Source organism: Thermococcus fumicolans (assembly GCF_055386755.1).
Map to the genome: position 1 here is coordinate 882,606 of NZ_AP042424.1, position 17,667 is coordinate 900,272.

General features: G+C 54.8%; 15 protein-coding genes. 3 read left to right on the forward strand and 12 right to left on the reverse strand.

Translation table 11 applies throughout. The features are described 5' to 3' along the window. Window positions 1–2: 2 nt before the first annotated feature. The 12 genes from ACZ5AM_RS04970 to ACZ5AM_RS05025 all read right to left on the reverse strand — a co-directional run bounded on the left by ACZ5AM_RS04970 (window position 3) and on the right by ACZ5AM_RS05025 (window position 15,163). Window positions 3–776 (reverse strand): oxygen-binding di-iron domain-containing protein, encoded by a 774-nt coding sequence (locus tag ACZ5AM_RS04970; RefSeq protein ID WP_464915753.1) that lies wholly within the window; start codon window positions 774–776, stop codon window positions 3–5. Further along, window positions 777–1,571, reverse strand: coding sequence for a hypothetical protein (locus ACZ5AM_RS04975; protein WP_464915754.1), 795 nt, complete (start codon window positions 1,569–1,571; stop codon window positions 777–779). It abuts the gene before it with no gap. Further along, a complete protein-coding gene (locus ACZ5AM_RS04980; protein ID WP_464915755.1) occupies window positions 1,568–1,876 on the reverse strand; it encodes a hypothetical protein in 309 nt (102 codons plus the stop codon). Before ACZ5AM_RS04980 ends, ACZ5AM_RS04975 begins: the two co-directional genes overlap by 4 nt. A gap of 264 nt (window positions 1,877–2,140) precedes the next feature. Further along, on the reverse strand, window positions 2,141–3,157 hold the full coding sequence (locus tag ACZ5AM_RS04985; RefSeq protein WP_464915756.1) for a M42 family metallopeptidase: 1,017 nt from the start codon (window positions 3,155–3,157) through the stop codon (window positions 2,141–2,143). Between the two features lie 39 nt (window positions 3,158–3,196). After that, a complete protein-coding gene (locus ACZ5AM_RS04990; protein ID WP_464915757.1) occupies window positions 3,197–5,863 on the reverse strand; it encodes a calcium-binding protein in 2,667 nt (888 codons plus the stop codon). After that, on the reverse strand, window positions 5,860–6,447 hold the full coding sequence (locus ACZ5AM_RS04995) for a hypothetical protein (RefSeq protein ID WP_464915758.1): 588 nt from the start codon (window positions 6,445–6,447) through the stop codon (window positions 5,860–5,862). Before ACZ5AM_RS04995 ends, ACZ5AM_RS04990 begins: the two co-directional genes overlap by 4 nt. Before the next feature lie 63 nt (window positions 6,448–6,510). Continuing rightward, window positions 6,511–8,970, reverse strand: coding sequence for a hypothetical protein (locus tag ACZ5AM_RS05000; RefSeq protein ID WP_464915759.1), 2,460 nt, complete (start codon window positions 8,968–8,970; stop codon window positions 6,511–6,513). 15 nt (window positions 8,971–8,985) lie between these two features. Beyond that, window positions 8,986–9,354: a hypothetical protein gene (locus ACZ5AM_RS05005; RefSeq protein ID WP_464915760.1), complete on the reverse strand. Its 369-nt coding sequence runs from the start codon at window positions 9,352–9,354 to the stop codon at window positions 8,986–8,988. A gap of 82 nt (window positions 9,355–9,436) precedes the next feature. Beyond that, a complete protein-coding gene (locus ACZ5AM_RS05010; protein WP_464915761.1) occupies window positions 9,437–10,318 on the reverse strand; it encodes an AEC family transporter in 882 nt (293 codons plus the stop codon). 89 nt (window positions 10,319–10,407) lie between these two features. Continuing rightward, the gene (locus ACZ5AM_RS05015) at window positions 10,408–10,860 is read right to left on the reverse strand and encodes a PIN domain-containing protein (protein WP_464915762.1); all 453 of its coding nucleotides are present in this window, start codon (window positions 10,858–10,860) and stop codon (window positions 10,408–10,410) included. Then, entirely contained in the window at window positions 10,848–11,021 is a 174-nt protein-coding gene (locus ACZ5AM_RS05020; protein WP_464915763.1) for a hypothetical protein, read from the reverse strand. Before ACZ5AM_RS05020 ends, ACZ5AM_RS05015 begins: the two co-directional genes overlap by 13 nt. Before the next feature lie 98 nt (window positions 11,022–11,119). Further along, on the reverse strand, window positions 11,120–15,163 hold the full coding sequence (locus ACZ5AM_RS05025; RefSeq protein WP_464915764.1) for an MMPL family transporter: 4,044 nt from the start codon (window positions 15,161–15,163) through the stop codon (window positions 11,120–11,122). Between the two features lie 118 nt (window positions 15,164–15,281). Here ACZ5AM_RS05025 and ACZ5AM_RS05030 point away from each other — a divergent pair, with 118 nt between their 5' ends. The 3 genes from ACZ5AM_RS05030 (at window position 15,282) to ACZ5AM_RS05040 (ending at window position 17,665) form a co-directional block, all read left to right on the forward strand. Further along, the gene (locus ACZ5AM_RS05030; RefSeq protein WP_464915765.1) at window positions 15,282–15,761 is read left to right on the forward strand and encodes a helix-turn-helix transcriptional regulator; all 480 of its coding nucleotides are present in this window, start codon (window positions 15,282–15,284) and stop codon (window positions 15,759–15,761) included. Between the two features lie 168 nt (window positions 15,762–15,929). Then, window positions 15,930–16,340: an ArsR/SmtB family transcription factor gene (locus tag ACZ5AM_RS05035; RefSeq protein ID WP_464915766.1), complete on the forward strand. Its 411-nt coding sequence runs from the start codon at window positions 15,930–15,932 to the stop codon at window positions 16,338–16,340. After that, window positions 16,337–17,665 carry a hypothetical protein gene (locus ACZ5AM_RS05040; RefSeq protein WP_464915767.1) on the forward strand — a complete coding sequence of 443 codons (1,329 nt, stop codon included), beginning with the start codon at window positions 16,337–16,339 and terminating at the stop codon, window positions 17,663–17,665. Before ACZ5AM_RS05035 ends, ACZ5AM_RS05040 begins: the two co-directional genes overlap by 4 nt. Window positions 17,666–17,667: the final 2 nt, after the last annotated feature.

The window sequence follows — 17,667 nt, forward strand, 5'->3', positions numbered from 1 at the left end:
ATTCACTCCCCGTAGAACTCCCCCTCGAAAACGTCTATCCCAACCTCAAGGCTTTCCAGCCAGTAGAGGAATTTCCCGACGTTCTCGTCCCTGAAGATCGCCCCGTGCTGCGGCGCTATGACCTTCGGCTTCAGCTTCCTGACGTGCCTAACCCAGGCCTTCAAAGCCTTCGTGGAGCTCATGTAGCGCCTGTGGAAGCCCTCCATGTGCCTGACGTGTTCGTCAAAGTCTTCCACGAAGAGGTACCACTCGTCCTTTGAGAACGCGGCCGCCCCAATGTCCGAGCTGAAGAGGATCCCGCTCTTCTCGTCGTAGAAGCTGAAGTTGCCGGGGCTGTGCAGGTAGTGGCTCGGAACGGCCCTTATAGTGGAATTCCCGAGTTTAAACTCCGCTCCTTTATCCGGGATCCCGACCGTTCTCCCCGCGCTCAGAACGGCGAGGTGCGGAATGAAGCGGACCCAAAGGTCCGAAATTACGAGCTTCGCCAGCGGGGCGTATTCGAACCAGAGGTTCAATCCGGCAACAACATCGGGGTCCTGGTGAGAGTAGAGCAGGTACTTTATCTGGGTCGGCGGAACTATCGATGAGACGTTCTTAAGTACGCGGGAAAAGACGAAGAAGCCTCCGGGCTCTATTAGAGCGGCCTCTCCTCCGTCGACAACCAGATACTGGTTCGTGAGAATCCCCTTCTCGTCCTCGCTCTCCTCTATCCCGAGCCAGAAAACTTTGTGCTCCCCGTCGTCGTAGAGCGGGTAGCTGTTCATGTTCCTTATCATTCAGACACCCCCAACTGGAACCCAGACGTTGACCGTGAAGGCCCCGTCTATCCGGGAAGCTATCTCCCCGGCGAGCTTGGCGTCGTTCTCCCCGTTTACCTTCACGGCCCGGACGCCCTCCGGATCCCTGTACTCGATGGCCATTATCCTGCTCCCGCTGAGGAGAACTTTGAAGGCCTTGAGTCCATCCCCGGTTATCCCCGAGATGTAGATCACCCTCTCGCTCACTTCCGCCCTGAGCTCCGCTATGAGATCGAAGAACCCGCCCCTGCTGACGACGTGAAGGCCGCTGTGAACCATTCTCGACTTGGCCAGGAAGTTGGCAACGCTCATTGGATCTGAGAAGTCCACGTGCTCCGCGATCTCTCTGTGCTCCACCGGTACCTGCTCCGGCGGCCTGTTTTCGGAGAGCTCCTTGAGGACGTTTCCGATTCTGTCAACGAAATCCTGGAGCGTCTTCCCAAGCCAGAACTCGCCTTTTCCTTTATACGAGAGCTCAAGAACCGCGTTTACGCTCTTCTGCCACTCCTTCAGCGTTACTACAAGGGTTACGTGGCTTTTATTGCCGCTACCTTCGTATATGTGGCTGTTGTAGTCGCTGTGATAATCGAACCGGTAGAGGTCTCTGAACTTGAAAACGAACCTGGGAAGCATTATCTCCGCGGTCAGGCCGTTCTTCATGCTGACCCTCACGACGTAGGGCCAGTTGGTTATGAACCCGGGTGCGTCCTTCAGGACGGCCTCAACGGCCTCCTTTGGGGCCTCTATCTCCACGCTGGTGCTCTTCCTCTTCATTTCGCATCACTCAGGAGCCTATGGATTCTAACGTAGATTCCCTCGATCCCTTCCTCTGGTTTAGCAGGAACCATGAAGTACACGTCGTTCCCGTCCCTGAAGGAGTACTCCTTCTCCTCACTGTGGAGTATCACGTCCATCTCGAGGCCCGATATCTTTCCATCCCGAATGGCGGCCCTTCCGACTACGTGGGGCACGCCCAGGTTGACCCCATCGGTTATGGCCTTCCAGAGCCTCTGAAGCTCCCCAAAGGGGTCGAGGTTCCATCCTTCAAACCTTGAAAAATTGCCGCTTTCGGTGCGCATAATATCCACCAGCTTTTCGATTATCGACCTTGGGTTTGTATAACCGGCTTATGTAAGGTGTGTATTATAACCCTTTGGTTTGTAGAATGAACCAAATCTGCTACCTTAACGCCCAGATATGGTCAATCTCCGGATTTTGGTTTGAATTCCGGAATGTGATTTGATTCGAATGACAAACGGCAGAACAAATGCCATGCTAACGTTTCCTGGGTGTCTGGGGAAATCTGTAGGGGATTTAAAAATGAATGAAAAGTAAACAACGGCTCAGAGCCCGAACTTCTCCTCGATGTAGGCTTTTATCAGTTCCTTCGTTGCAATCAGGCCTTTGACGTGCGTCCTCTCCATGCCGTGGCTGGCGTGAACCCCTGGCCCTATCAAGGCAACCCTGAAGTCCCAGCCGGCCCTGAGGGCGGCGCTTCCATCGGAGCCGTAGTAGGGGAACACATCCACCACGTGCGGTATGTCCCTCTTCTCGGCCAGCTCTATCAGTTTGGTCGTCATCTCGTAGTCATAGGGTCCGGTTGAGTCCTTCGCCGCTATGGAAACGGCCGTCTCCTTTCCGGCAACGCCTTCACCAACGACGCCCATGTCAACGACGAGGAGTTCTTTAGTGCTCGATGGGTAGCCAGCTGAACCGCCGTGGCCGACCTCCTCGTAGGGCGAGAAGAAGAAAGCAACTGGCAGTTTTTCAAGCTCATCAGCCAAATCAATGAGGAGGTCAATCATGACCGCGACGCTCGCCTTGTCATCTAAAAAGTGCGCCTTGACGAAGCCGTTGACGTACTCGAACTTCGGGTCGAAGGCTACGAAGTCCCCGGGTTTAATTCCGAGCTTCTCTGTATCTTCTTTCTTCTCAACGGGCTCATCGAGGCGGATGTACATGTTCTCCTCCTTGCGCTCTTTCTTTCCGGCTTCCCGATTCACGTGAAAGCTCGGGTTCTTGAGGAGTAGCGTTCCCCTATAGCGCTTCCCGGAGCGGGTTATAATCGTGCAGTACTCGCCCTCGAAGGTCGGAAGGAGGAGTCCACCGATTTTTGTGAAGCTCAGGTGCCCGTCCGGAAGAATGCCCTTAACCATTGCCCCGAGCGTGTCGACGTGGCCCGCTATGACAAGCTCGGGCTTTGGATGGTTGCCCGCTATTAGGGCGCCTTTGTTGGTGTAGTAAGCCTTTATTCCGGCATCGTTGAGCTTCTTCTCGATGTGGGCAAGAACTTCCTTCGTGTAGCCCGTTGGCGAGGGTATCTCGAGTATTTCGCGAAGGATTTCGACAACCCTCTCCATGTTATCACCAAAATAGAATAGGTGGGGAGGTTAAAAACCTCACCCGAACTCGTAGCCGTAGCCCTGAACGGTGAAGGCGTAAACCTCGCAGTAGTATTCGTTGCAGGCCTTCACTGTTACGTGGTAGGTCGTCTTCTCCCTTCTCGCTTCCATCTCCGCCTCGTTGGCGTACTGAACGGCTTTTTCGGTAACGTAGTCGAAGGTCTTGTCAACGAGCTGTTCCTTCACCCAGTCGAGGAGGCCCTCCTCGAATGCTTCCCTGTCAAAGCGCACCGAGTCCGGAGTTTCAAGCCCTTCCGTCTCCAGCATCTTCTCGTCCTCTGGAATGAAGGCCTCAACGCCCCCAACGATGGTTTTCACACCCTTCGCCAGAGCCACCATGCCGTAGGTTATCTTCGCGCCTAGACTCCTCGCCTCGACCATCTTGGCCGTGAGGACACCTATGTCCTTGCCAGTTTTGAGAACCTCGACGCTGTTCTCATACTTAGTGTAGATAGTACCAACATCTTGCTCTCCTGGCAGTTCGTAGCGCTTTGGAACGAGTCTTGCATAGAAGTACTTCAGCGGTCTCGTCGAGCCGAAGTCAATGGTTCTCTTTGGTTTTCCGTTGATTAGTGCTCCCGGCGCGCTTATCGTGACGTTCTTGCAGTGGTGACACTCGAAGTAGAGAAGCCCAACGTCCGTGCTGTTGAGCCACTGGGAACTCACGAGCTTGACTTCGGGTTTTGCTTTATACTTCGCCTCGATGTTGAACTCGTAGGTGTAAACTTTCTCGTCGTTCCCGCTGGAGAAGCGAAGCTCCACGGTGAACGAGACAAAAGCAAAGCCTATCTCCGTGATGTTGGAAAAGCTAAGTGTATATGCCGTATCGCTCATTTTTTCCAACCTGTCCCCGTCATCTCCGCCTATTGATACCCTCGTGAGCTTGTATTCCGTTTCGTTCCCGTTGGGCAGGGTCACCGTTATCGGTTCGGCCCTTATTTCAAAGCTGGCCGAGTCGCTATCCACAACCACCGTGATAAAGACATCGGGTTCAATCCTCTTTCCATCAAGGAAGAACTCGATGTGCCTGTGGACCTTTGGCCTCGGCGTTTCCTTGATTGCTGTGTCCACCTTCTTGTACTCGGGCTTCTTGACGGACGGCGGTGCAGGGGGCTTTGAGTCTGGATTGTTGGGGTCGCTTCCCGCTTTGACCTCCTGGAAGTCAGTGAAGCCGTCCCCGTCGGTGTCCTGCACGAGCGGATTTGTGCTGTACCAGAACTGTTCTTCCCAGTCGGTAAGGCCGTCTCCATCTGTGTCGGGATTGGCTGGGTCGGTCTTGGAACGGTTTTCAATATTGTCACCCATGCCGTCCCTGTCACAGTCTAAAGCAAAGGCACAGGCGTTCTCCTCTATCAGGCCATCTCCGTCAAAGTCGTAATGGGCCGGAACCGGGTCGCTTCCGTCGGGAATTCCGTCGCCGTCTGTGTCGGGATTAGTCGGGTCGAGGATTATGGGGTTTCCCTCAAAGATGGAGGTGGAGTTGTCGTTTCTGTTGTAGGTGGTGTAAACGTATTCAAAGTGAAGCTCATCGTAGTCACTCAGCCCGTCACCATCGGTGTCCGGATTTGTTGGGTCCGTGCTGGGGAGGAGGAAGCATACCTGACCATCGTGCTCGAAGGTCTTTCCCCTGAAAACGTCCACCGGAAGGCCGTGCTGGACGGTTAGGCTTTTCTCATCGGGTGAGCAGAGGAGGTATTTCCACTCAGCCGAGTTAACGAGGTAGTAGTCAATGTACCTTGAGAGGCTTATCTCCGTTTCACTCGCTCCGTCCCAGACCTTCACTTCGTCGGGATTCTGCGGAAGCCAGAAAGGAACCTGACCCGTTAGCTCCATATTCACCAGCCGGGGCATAACCTCCTCCAGGTCGCTCAGCCCATCGCCGTCGGTATCTTCGTTGAAGGGGTCTGTGCCGAGCTTGGCCTCCCAGCCGTCCCAGAGGCCGTCTCCATCTGTATCCCTCGCGTAGACGAGCGTCCCAAGTTCCAGCTCTTCCCTGTCGCTTAAGCCGTCGCCGTCGCAGTCTTCGCTGAGGAAACAGAGGTAGTAGGGGGTGTTAAAGAGGGAGCTTGGCGAAGGCAGTTCCACGGCGTTGTAGAAGGGGGCATCTACTGGATACCTACCGTCGAAGAGGTACAGCTCCTCTCCGTCAAGAATACCGTCATGATCCCAGTCAGGGTTTGTGTAAAACGGCTTATCCTTGCCGTAGAGGTACGTGAGAACCCTGGCTTCATAGTAGTCATCCAATCCGTCTCCGTCGGTGTCCGGTGTTGTGGGGTCGCTGGGGGCTCCTTTCTCAACGCCCGGAACTAGATACCTTCCCGTTAGCTCATCGTAGTCCTTGAAGCCGTCTCCATCCGTGTCCGAGCTTGTGGGACTCGTTCCATACTTGAGAACCTCTTCGCCGTCCGTTAAGCGGTCAACGTCGCTGTCCGGCCTCATCGGGTCGCTCCCATAGAGGAACTCAAGCTTATCGCTCAAACCGTCGCCGTCGCCGTCAGGGTCATTGGGCAAACTCCCGTGGGCAATCTCGAAGGCGTCGCTTAAACCGTCGCCGTCGGAGTCGAGGTTCTCCGGGTCAGTTCCGCCGTTGTTTGAGTAGGCCATGGGTGCTGAGATTATTGAGAGCACTAAAAGTCCCATGAGCAGAAGTGGAGCGAGCCTCATCCTTCCGCCTCCGTCCAGACTATCTTGCACTCATCTCCGGAGAGGAACGTGACGTAGTCCCTCTCGATGCTCATCTGCTGATTTTCCTTGGTGATGACCGCTGAATAGTGGTACTTGCACGCCACAAGCTTTGTACTCACGGGAAAGCATTCCACGTTCTCAACCTTCAAATCTTTGAAGTCAACTGCCTTGTAGAGGGCTTGGTGGAGTTCTGTTAGTGAGCTTTCGTCAACGACTGAGAGGTCGAAGAAGCCCGAAACGTTCTCCTCGTTTTTGACGGCACTGTAATAGCCTTCAATGATTGATGGTGCTTTATCGGAGCATTCCCACACAGAATCCGGAACGAGTGAGGCGTTTATCGCGACCGTTCGGTTGAGCAATTTGTGCGTCTGGACTCCCGTTGGATGTCTGGCAGTGGTTGGAGTCTCACCCGTCCCTGTGGAAGTCGTCTCTATTCCCGAGGAATGAGAACCCTCAATTGCTGAACCTGAGTGCGTTGAAGTCCCCGTGTTCGGGCTGGTGCATCCGCTGGCCAGAACGAGGAAAACTATCAGAATTATCATGAGGGTTTTTTCCCGCTTCAAGTCCCATACCTCCAGTGGGCATCATAACATGAGTGCCTAGGATTAAAAACAAAAAGAAAACGCCTAACCGGCGTTTGGCTCGCTTATCCGTATGATGTAGAACGTTCCGTCCCTGTCGGTGCCCCGTACCTCAATCCTTCCCCACTCCGGCCTGTAGTCCGCGTAAAACCTCACCAGAGGAACGTCAAAGTCGTAGCTTTTGACGAGCTTGAAAACGTAGCCTTTCTCCGCATCGTCCCAGACGTAATCGTAGACCAGTAGCCTTCCATCTGAGGTGAAAACCGCGAAGTAAGGCTCCTGGGAATCCAGACCGTAGAGACCTACAACGCCCGGAACGTCTACCTTGGCATCAATCGTGACTTTCATGCTGAACTCATCGGAGTCGTAGTCCACCTCCAGGTGGTAAACCGTTCCATCTTTGTAGGCTATTAAGTCCCAGATTCTCCAGTAGTGTATTCCCCCCACAAAGTCCACATAACCCTTCATGATGCGGTAAATGTGGGTATCGTCTCCGTAGCGACCGTTGGGCTTGGGGATTAGGTAGAGCCCTCCCTCCGTTCTGACGACGAGAAAGTCATCGTCCAGGTATGGGTTGACCTCAACGATGCTCTCGGGGAGTTCGTACACAGCTGGAGTAACGTAGATTTCTTTGCCCTCGTCCACCATGGCATAGTGTTCATCGTCCGTATAGGCGTAGACCCTGAGCGTTTTGCCTTTCCAGGCTATGTACTCATTATAGGTCTTGTCGATGACAACGCCATCGGCATCGAAATCGTAGGCTATGTGAGCTTTGAAAGTATCAACGGTTACCCCGTTGACCCCAGTCTCGCCCCCGTAACCAACGAGAACATGAAGCTTCCCGTCCTTACCGGCGAGCAGGTAGTCGTCCCCGTTTGGAACGCCGTAGAATGCTTTTGGCTCCACCGGAAGAAGGTCAGGTGTGGGGACCTTTATTTCCGGAGTCGAGGAACGCCCGCCCCAGTAGTTTGAATCCCAGGGGTATATCCTGAGCACGTACTTCCCGATTACTTGATACAGATAGGCCTCATCCCCGTAGGGGAAATACTCAAAGTATCCTTCTTTTGGAGTCATTTTGAGTCCAAAGTACTGGTAACCGTTCTTTGTGAAGTTGATTCCCTCCGCGTTGAAGGGATTTTCCAGAACGCTCGACCCGGTTCCTGGAGTAGTCGTGCTCGTAGAAGTCTGGGTTTTGGTCTCCGTACCTGGAGTTTGGGTGGACGTCTGGGTTTCGGTTATCTCCCTTAGCTCCCCGTTTACGGCGTAATACCTCCCGTCGGTGCCCCAGAAGTAGGCGTAGGCGTCTCCATCGGTTGAGATGAAAGCATCTCCAGTATCAACTACTGCCGGAAGGGCCAGGCTCCCCCTATACTCAAGATCGGAGAGGCCCGGATCATAGTCGTAGAAGTCCACCTGGACCCCCTTAAAGGCGAAGATAATCCCTCCGTATTTATCGTATCCAACGAAGTCGTAGCCGGAAATGCTAACAGTTTCCTTGCCGTTCAGCTCTCCGTTCGAGAGGTAGAGTATGACAGCATTAGTCCCGTCGTAGAAGCAGAGGACATCCTCGTTGGGTTCGATGTCGAGGTAGTATTTCCCATCACCGGGAACATCTGTTGCTGAGACTTCTTTTCCAGCCTCCATATCAAAGGCGTGGAGCTTCCCCCCTGCCCATACGTAGATGCCGTGATTGCCGACGATGACTCCATTTACATTGGAGTCAAAGGTAAATGCTTTCAGCTTCGGTTTTTCACCCGTCCCATCCAGAAGATCCGCCAGCTCCGAGTTGGTGAAACTGACCATCCAGACCTTATTTCCACCCCATGTGACGTAGTAGATGTAGTTCTCATCGTAGTTCCAGCCGGCCGCTAGATGGTTGCCACCAACATCCCACGAAAATTCTTGTTTGATCTCTGGATAGTAGATGACCTTGGGATACCCATTGGATGGCCATTTCTCGGTCTTATCCTGGTCGTAAACTATCAGGTGGAGCTTTCCCTCCCTGTCGAGAACCAGTATGGCGCCCTCGGGGCCTGCCCTGTGGAAGGCAATGCCGTCGTAAGGCATCTTCAGAAGGAACCAGGGGTATGGTGTTTGGTTGCCTTCTTTTGAGTATCTGTAGAGGGTTTCTCCACCGTAATCAAATGCATAGAGATGCCCAGAGGAGTAGAACCACGACGACTCCGGCGTTATGAAGTGGAATTCCGGTGAATTAGACCTCCATTGAGCATTATCAACCCATACAGAGATCCATTTTGTTCCATCAGACGAGTACTTCACGTGGGTGAGTCCGTACAGTCCCTCGATTCCCCCGACTCCGTTTCCGGGAGACGTCGACTGTGTTGGACGACTTTCGGATGATGTTGTGTAACTCCCGACTGAGGAGCTCTCCTCTGATTGGGAGGAAGTTGGGCTGTTGCTCTCAGTTTGCCCTATACACCCACCGGTCACCACCATGAATGCTATGGCGAAGACCACGAGGAAGGTTACCACCCTTTTTCCCATACGCAACACCTTTGCCTACCTCTCGAACTTCCTGAGAAAATCACCGTGCTTCTCGACCAGCTTCTCGTACTGCGCCTCGCTCAGGTGGATCCACACCTCAAACGTTGGGTCAACCCGTTCCTTTTCCCTCTCGTAGACCCCCTCGTCTCCTCTCTCCTCGTAGTACCAGATTTCAATCTTCTCCCACTTCCCCTCGCCGTCCCTGCGGACTTTGTCGATCTCGTACGCCTGGCTTTCCCGTTTGAAGCTGAAGTACACACTTCCAGCGTCCTTTAGCTTATCCCAGTTGTCCGCAAGCTCCGCCGCGGTCATCTTGAAGTGCCTCTTTTTGAGGTGTTTTGAAGCTGAACTAAGTCCGGACTTCAGCTTTCCAAACAGCCCCATGCCAACACCCCGCGGGAGTGTTAACCATAGAATAGGGCGTGGAGCCTTATTACCTTTTCTTTTGGAAAGTCTAAAGAATTTATCAAGCCCAAAAAGTTCTCAGGGCCACGAAAAGCCCGATGACGAGCAGGGTAAGCACGAAGGTGACGCTTATGGCTTCATCTGCTTTGAGCCTGTACTGCGCTAAAATCGCGTTGGCCGCTATGGCCGGCGGCATGCTTGCCTCCACCAAGACGGAGTAGAACACATCCCTGCCTGCCCATCGAAGGGTGAGGAAGACGAAAACGAAGGGGATTGCTATCCTAAAGGCTCCAACCTCGAGGAGCTTTCTAAGCTCGAAAGCCCTCAGCGTTATCCTCGAGCCGAAGTAGATCAGGAGGAGCGGAATGCTGAGCCAGCCGATGGTTTTAATCGGCCCAATGAACCAGCCCGGAAGCTGAATTCCCGCGACGACGAGGCCAAGCGCGAGGAGGTTCGCCAGTGTCGGTGGGAACTTTAGAGCCTTGAGAAAGCTCTCCTTGATGCTCGCGCCGCCGCTCGAGTAGTGGGCGGCAATAAAAGTAACTATCGGAATGACTATCATCGAGTTGGTCGTTGAGTAGAGTATCGCCGGCGTTATGTCGTTCAGGAAGAGGCTCGCTATCGGAAAGCCGAGTGCTGCTGTGTTTGGATAGACCGAGAGGACCATCAGAGCCCCGGCCCAGGGGTCGTTCTTGAGGACGAACCTGCCGTAGAGATAGGAAAAGCCCAGGCTTATGCCGATTATCAGAAAGACGTAGAGGAAAACGGTCTTTATGCTGAGCAGGTAAGCTAAATCCTTGCTCGCGACGTTTCCGAAGATAAACAGGGCGAGAAGGACATCGTTCACGAGAATCCGGAGGTAGTCGAAGGGTTTATCGTCCTTTAGGGCCAGCTTTAGAACGTAGCCAATGGCTATGAGCGCGAGCATTTCGGCGATGTTCATGGTTTAACTAATGGTCTCAGCGTTTAAAAGTGTGTCGAGGAAAGTTCCCAGAGATCCTTGACGGGATATGCAATGGCCTTAAATCCCTCCTACAGAAGCTGAAGGTATTTGGAGGGAGTGCTTATCCTGCATTTGGGGATAGCGTCCTTCAGCCGGAGGAGATCCGAGTCCCAGGTCAAAAGTGCATTCAGTTCGGTTTCAATGCAGTTGGCTAGTATTATGGCATCGCCCGGAAGAAGGCCGTTGAGCTCAATCAGCTTTTCCGCTTCCCACAACGTGTGTTCGCTTACTGGCGAGTAATTGAGGACCTCAAACAGTTTAAGGGCAGGCCTTAGGGCGTTCGAGGACTTAACAACGAGTTTTGGCTTCTTCTTGAGGGTGAACGACCCTTCGCCGGTTTCATTCCGGATGATCACGTACAGAACCTCGGAATAAACGATGTCGTTGTAGTACGGCTCCGTGAGGGCGAGAAGCTCGGAGATGTCCCACTCACCGAAGAGGTGCTTCAGTATAACGTTTGAATCGAGCATCACGCGGTCCATGCCTCATCGGCCTCGGCGATAAGCTCATCGACGTTCTTCTTCGGCTTGAGCGTCCCAAAGGTCTCGCTGGCCACCTTCAGCCTTTTGAGCGCCCGTTCTATAACGAGCCTTGCGAGCCTTTCGTCTACCCCGTCGGGAACTTTCACAACTATCTCACTCATGTGAGGGAGTAGTTCCCAGATAATAATAAACCTTTCGAGGGAATCTCGCCAAAAGCCTCACTCCGAAAAAATTAAGAGTAAGGAAAGGGGTTGGGGTATCACTTCTTCTTTTCCACCCTGTGCAGTGGCCACCAGGCCTTCTCGCCGAAGAGGGCCATGGTGGATGGGCCTATGAAGTAGACTGCCAGCGTCGCCGTCAGGAGCACACCGAGGGCGAGGGCAAAGCCTATCTCCCTTATGCCCCACGTTGCTCCAGTCATCAGCGACCCGTAGGTGGCCGCGAGTACAGCAGCTAAGCCAACGACCAGCTTGTCCATCGTCCCTGCCGCGACCACCAATGCGTCCTCCGGTTTTCTTCTCTCGAACTCGTCCCTGGCTTTGACGAGGTAGAAGCTGTTGTAGTCTATGCCGACTCCCATGAGCACGATGAACACCATCAGCGGCAGGAACCACATGACCTCCTGCCCGAAGACCCTCTCGAAGAGCCAGCTGGAGACGCTGATGCTGAGCAGAACTCCGACCGCTATTGTGCCCATCGTCGCTATGACCGCTGGAATTCCCTTGAGCGTCGGTATGAGTGAGAGGAACATCAGCACTAAAGCGACCGGGAAGATCCTGTGCCAGAAGACGTCGTTGATGAGGTTGCTGAGGTCGAGCGCTAGAGCTGTGTTCCCTCCGACCATTCCGCTCTCGATGGTGCCCTTCTTCTCCTCGCTCTTCACGATGCTTCTTATTTCCCTGACCATCCTCTTGGAGCGCTCATCCGTTGCTTCGTACTTCCCGGTGACCTGGATGAGCACCTTCCTGCTGTCCTTCGAGAGGTAGCGGTCGCCTCCAAGGGATTTAAGAACGTCGATGTCGTTGGTGTTCACCCTCTTTCCGTAGGGCTGGGTCAGGGTGTAGACGTGCTCTACACCATTTACCCTGCTTATCTCCCCCGCTATCGCGTTTATCCTGGCGAGGTCAGCGGGTGTAACCTTGTGTCCGAGGTCTATGATCACGTAAGTCGGTGAACTGACGCCTGCTCCAACGGTCTTATCGCTGAGCTGGAGGAAGTGGTAGGTCTCGCTGTCCTTCGGGATGAAGAGCTTGATGTCGTGCGTTCCGTGGAAGTTTGCGAAGTTGTAGGCAGCGGGAACCGCCACGAGGAGCGCTATCAGCACGGCGACCTTCGCGTGCCTGACGGCCCATTCAGCGATTCTGCTCCTCTCGTGGAGGTCAACGCCCCTGAGGTGGTGCTCGATGTGTCTCGGCCACCAGAATATAGGCTTGTCGCCGATTAAGACGGTTATTGCCGGGATGAAGGTGAGGCTAGCTACCAGTACCGTGATTACCGCTAAGGGAGCGATTATGCCCATCGTCTTGAATATCGGGAACTCCCAGGCGAGGATGAAGCTGGCAAAGGCTATGATGTCGGTTGATGCACTGGCTAGAACGGCGTCCTTCGCCCTCTTCAGAGCCTCGCTCGCCGCCCCGTCGTGGTCGTAGCCTTCCGCGAGGTACTCTCTAAAGCGGTGCAGGTAGTAGGTGGAGTAGTCGATACCGAGGCCTAAGGCGGTTGTAACGGTGAGCATCTGCGCCCAGCTGCCGACGTTAACGACGTCCCCCTTGGCGAGGAGGTAGAGTATCCCCAAGGCCGTCAGCGTTGCCGTCGCGACGCCGGTGAATGGCAGGAGGGTTGCCAGTAAGGCAACTCCCATGAGGATGAGGAGCACTATCAGAGCACCGATGATGCTGAACTTCGTCGTCTTGTCGTTGTCTTCTTTGCCGTACTTTATCATCTCGTAGGTCTGCACCGGCGTTCCGGTGATGTAGGCTTCAACACCTTTGAATGACTTCCCGAACTCTTTAAGGGCCAGCTCCTTGACCTTCAGTGAGTTCTCATACTGTGCTCTGCTCTGCTTTTCGAGGTCGCTCACGCCCTCCAGGCCCTTTGGGGTGAAGAGGACGAGCATGGTCCTGTTGTCCCTGCCCTTGAGCATCTCGATGTAGTCTTTGGCCGTATCGTAGAGGGTCGGGTAGATTTCTGCCGAGATGGGCTTCACGTCGTCCTTCGTTATCGTGTCTGGATCTTCCCTGAACTTGAAGGCTATGTCAACGAGTTTGGCCGTGTCGATGTGAAGCTCCACGCCGAGGTCGTTGTCGTTCAGGTGTTTCGCTATGATTTCCGCTGCCTCGCTCTTGGCCAGCTTTTCCATCTCCACCTCGCCCATCGGGTACTTCTCGGCGGCCGTGAGGGCAACCTTTCTTATCGCTTCCTTAACATCCCCGGGAGCGGAGACGTTTGAGAGCTTCTCGTCTATCCCCTCCCTGAACAGTTCAAGGGCTATCTCCCGCGGCGTCTTTCCGGAGTAGAGTTCGTCAATGACCCTGCTTAGGTCGAACTCCGTCTCCCCCGCGAGGTTCGTGACGGTCTCCTTGACCGCGTCCTTGACGCCCCTGCCCTCGGCAAGCTCCTCAGCGTTCTTTCTGACAGCGTCCACGATCATCTCGGCGGTCTTCTCGTCCTTGACTTTCTCCGCCGTCTTCTCAGTCAGTATCTCGACCGCTATTGGCTCAACGTTTCCGCCCGATTCGTAGACCTTCTTGATAACGTCCTCCGGAAGCTCAACGCCCCTGCTCTTGAGGAGTCCAGAGAGAACCTCGACGGTCGCGTTTTCGAGGAGGGCTGGGTTCTTTGATAGGGTTCCCCCGGCGTGGGGGTCGAATTTGATTACGGTTCCGGCTATTGTCGGCGCGAGGCCCTTCTGCTCCGCCGGGAGCCTCTTTTCGAGACCCTCCGTCAGAATGCTCTTCTCGAGCTTCTCCGTCGGTCCCTCTTTGAGGAGGGCGGTGAGAAGGCTCCTCGGGTAGCTTCCGCCGAAGAGTTGTTCCGCCGTGCTCACCGTGGCGTTCTCAACTTCGGCTGGAGATGGATTCCTTCCAAGGCTTATGGCGGCCTTAACTACCTCCGAAAGGGTCTCAGCGGGAACCCTGCCGAAGCCGGGAACCTCGAAGGTTCCGCCTGCGGCCTTTATAACGTCGGGAAGGGCCGAGAGTGTCCCTTCCGCTATCTCGTGGACCGGTTTTGCCGCGTTCTCACCGAGGTTGAGGAGGGCGTAGTCGCTTCCGGCCTTCCCGTCGAAGGCCTCAACGCCGCGGTAGAAGGCTATCCCGTAGGCCCTGATGAATGACTCCTCCAGTGGGTTCTTGGCGCTTCCCAAAACTATGCCCTCTGTGACGTTGGCGAGAAGGGTATCCGTGATTCCGGCCGGACCTTTGGCGGCGTAAACCGGGTAGGTGGCGTTGAAGGTCGCGTAGACGAAATCGACCGGGACTCCGAGTGCCCCTGATACCGCTTCCGCGGTAGTGCTATCAAGGCTTCCCTTCGTGTAGGCCCCTGCCTTGAGAAGCGCCCCGTAGGTGCCCATGACGCCGAGATAAGCTTTCTCGTAGCCGTCGCTCAGGTTGTAGAGTTCCGTGTTGAGTGACGAGAGCGTCGAGTTGAGCGCCCTGAGTTTTTTGGAGGCCTCTGTGAGGTTTTTGTGGAGAACTACATATGAGCCGTCGGTCTCGTTGAGGGCCGCGCTGAGTGCCATGCTCTGGTTGTAAAGCTCGGTGAGGTTCTCGTTAAGCTCGATGTAGGCCCTCGCAAGCTGGGGCAGGGTTGAGTTAAGCTCCCCAACCTGGTTGTCGAGGCGTTCGATTCCTACCAAGGCCTCGCCGTAGGCTTCGCTCGAGTTCAGGGCCGTTTCGTAGAGAATCCCCGTGAGGTTTGCCGCGGTTTTGGTCAGGTTGAGCGCTATGTCATCGGACTTGTTCTGGAGCAAGCTGATAGCGTCGTAGTAAGAAACGAAGTTGCTTCCGTAGGGCTTTGCTCCCTCTTTCAGCCGCTCGTAGGCTTTTCTCGCCTCCGGGCTGTTCACGTCGATGCCGCTGATTATCATGTACGTCTGGTTCGTGCTGTTGGCGAAGCTCGGGAACTCCTTCTCGAGAGTGTCCTGCACCTTGACCGACTCAACGTCCTTTGGGAGGAACTGGTCCATGCTGTAGTTGGTAACTTCTTTGAGCTTTATCGCTAGGGGCGTTGCGAGCAGTATCACGATTATCCACGCGATTACGATGCCCTTCGCGTGCTTCACAATCCAATCGTTCCAGGCCATAGCCATCACCTATTCCGCTCCTCAACATGAAATTTTAAGACATGTCTGATTTCGACATGTCGTTTGGAGAAGCCTTTATAAACATTTTGCCCAAAATATGGAACAAAGGTGATGAGTGATGAGCGAAGACGTAGAGCGGAGGATAATCAAGGGACTCTTCACAGTCCCCCTGAAGGACATAATCCTGGTCATAGTCGGACTTAAAGGCGAAGCCCACGGCTACGAGATACTCAAGGAGCTGGAGAAGCTCGCCATAGGCCTCTGGAAGCCGAGCCACAGCAACCTCTATACACTCCTCAACAAGATGGTCGAGGAGGGCCTCCTCGAGCCGAGGGAGGAGTACCGCGGAAGGGTTCGGAGGGTGAAGTACAGGCTGACGCCGAAGGGAATAGAGTACCTCAAGATCTCGAACGACTTAGCCTTGCGCGTCCTCTACACCGCCGCGAACTACCACGAGGCGCTGAAGAAGAAGCTTGAGACCCTGGGCGAGAGGAGGGAGATGGACAGGGAGGCCGTCAGGGAGTACCTGGAGCTTCTGAAGAGGATACGGGACATCCTGGACGAGGAGATAAAGACCATAGAGGCTGAACTTTCCTGATTTTGTACTCGCTTTGATCGCGTTTGCCCTTGTTTTCTCTTTCCGGGACTTCGGCTCTGGTCGGTGCTCGGCCATCTTCTTCCGAGCACAGCCGATAAACTTATATATACCTACAGCCCAAGTTAGGTACAGAAAATTGTACTACAAAAATCTGTACCTGGTGGTAGCATGGAGGATCTCAAAGCCCAGCTCGAAGAGCTGAAGAAGAGGCTGGAACTCCTTGAGGAGAGCATAGATCCCGTGGACGAGATAATGCTGTCGATAAAAGCCCGCCTGAGGAGGAAGCTTGAGGGCGGTCCTCTTCCCGAACTGGACGAGGAGAAAGCTGCGAAAACCCTCAAGGCCTTGGCTAATCCGGACAGGATTAGGATCATGAAAATGCTGTCCAACGGGCCCCTGGGCTTCAAGGAGATAAAAGAGGCCCTCGGCGTTGAGAGCCCAACCGTCTCTCATCATTTGAAGCTCCTAACCCGGACGGGCATGGTCAGGAAGGGCAACAAGTACGAGATCTCGCCCAACGGACGTTTGTTTTTGCGTTTGCTCGAGATAATCACTGCCCTTGAGGAGGTGGAAGAATGAGCTACTGGTGGGGTTACGGCTTTCCCGGGGAGGAAGACCTCAGGTTTAGGCTGGCGGAGGCCCTTAAGAAGGTAGCCGCGGTGCTGATAATCCTGTGGATCTTTAAGGGTCCCCTCAGGCTTGAGCCCTACACTGGGTACGTGGTCTGGGGGATAATAGGGCTGATATTCGCCTACGAACTGCTGAGCGTCGGGAAGTGGATTGGTGTTACCGTGTCGGGGGTCATCTTCGCCCTTGCCAAGGCCTTCTTCTGGGTTTCTATCCTGCTCTTCGTCGGCAGGTGGATAGGATTGCCCGAGAGCCTGAGCGGTGAGGGGGCGCGCCTTACCGCCGGCACGGCCTTCGCCTACTCGATAGTCCTGGCCATAGCCGGTCTGCTCATCGGCACCGGCCCCTTCCGAAGGCTGGGCTCGAAGAGGTGGTTCACGGTCGAGAAGAAGGCCTACTCCTTCGGCGGGGCCGACTTCGGGGACGTCCGGCTTAGCGGGAGCGGGAAGGTCTACCCCGTCAAGGTTGGAAGGAAGACCGTCGGCTGGGTCGTGGACGGGGAGGTTGAGGTCGAGGCCGAAACTCCCCTCGGAAGGGTCCGGAAGCTCCTAAGCCCGCCGGTCGTGGTGTGGACTTCGAGAAAGCTCGGCGGTGCGAAGGAGAAGGCAGATCCTGCCTTCGTCGGAAGGGTTCAGGCCATGCTCGACCCGGACAGACTCTACAGGAACAAGGAGCGGACCAAGATCGTTGACCTGGGCATCATCAAGGTCTACGAGGGGGACGGCTTCCAGTACGTCAAGTTGCCTTTCGTAGAGGTCGTTGAGACGCCCCACGGCGAGAGGGTGAAGGTCGGCCCGATCCACGTCCACGATGGCAAACCTGTGGCTCTGGAGGAGATGGTGACCGTCAGGGAACTGGGAAACGGTTTCCAGCTCACAAAAACCGGTGACAGGCTGGCAATAGAGACGGAGGAGTACAGCATTGAGGTGGTAGGAGAGTCAGTCACCTACAGGAGCGGGGAAGACACGCTGAGGCTCTCCAGAGACCACGTCTCCCTCAGGTCTGGCAGGATCTCGATAACCGTTGGCAAAAAGAGGGCGAAGCTCAGGATAGACGACACCGTTATCACAGCCTCCGAGGGGAAGGTCAGGATAAGGGTCGGCGATAAGAGCTACACGATAACAGACCAAGAAGCCTGCCAGCTGGTCATAAGGAAGGCGAAGGAGATCGTTGAGGAGCAGAGCGCCGAGCTGATCGAGGGCTTCGGCGTTAACAAGTCCACCCTCAGCGCCCGCGTCAAGGAGCTGATAGACGAGCTGATGGCCTACCTCGGGTGAGG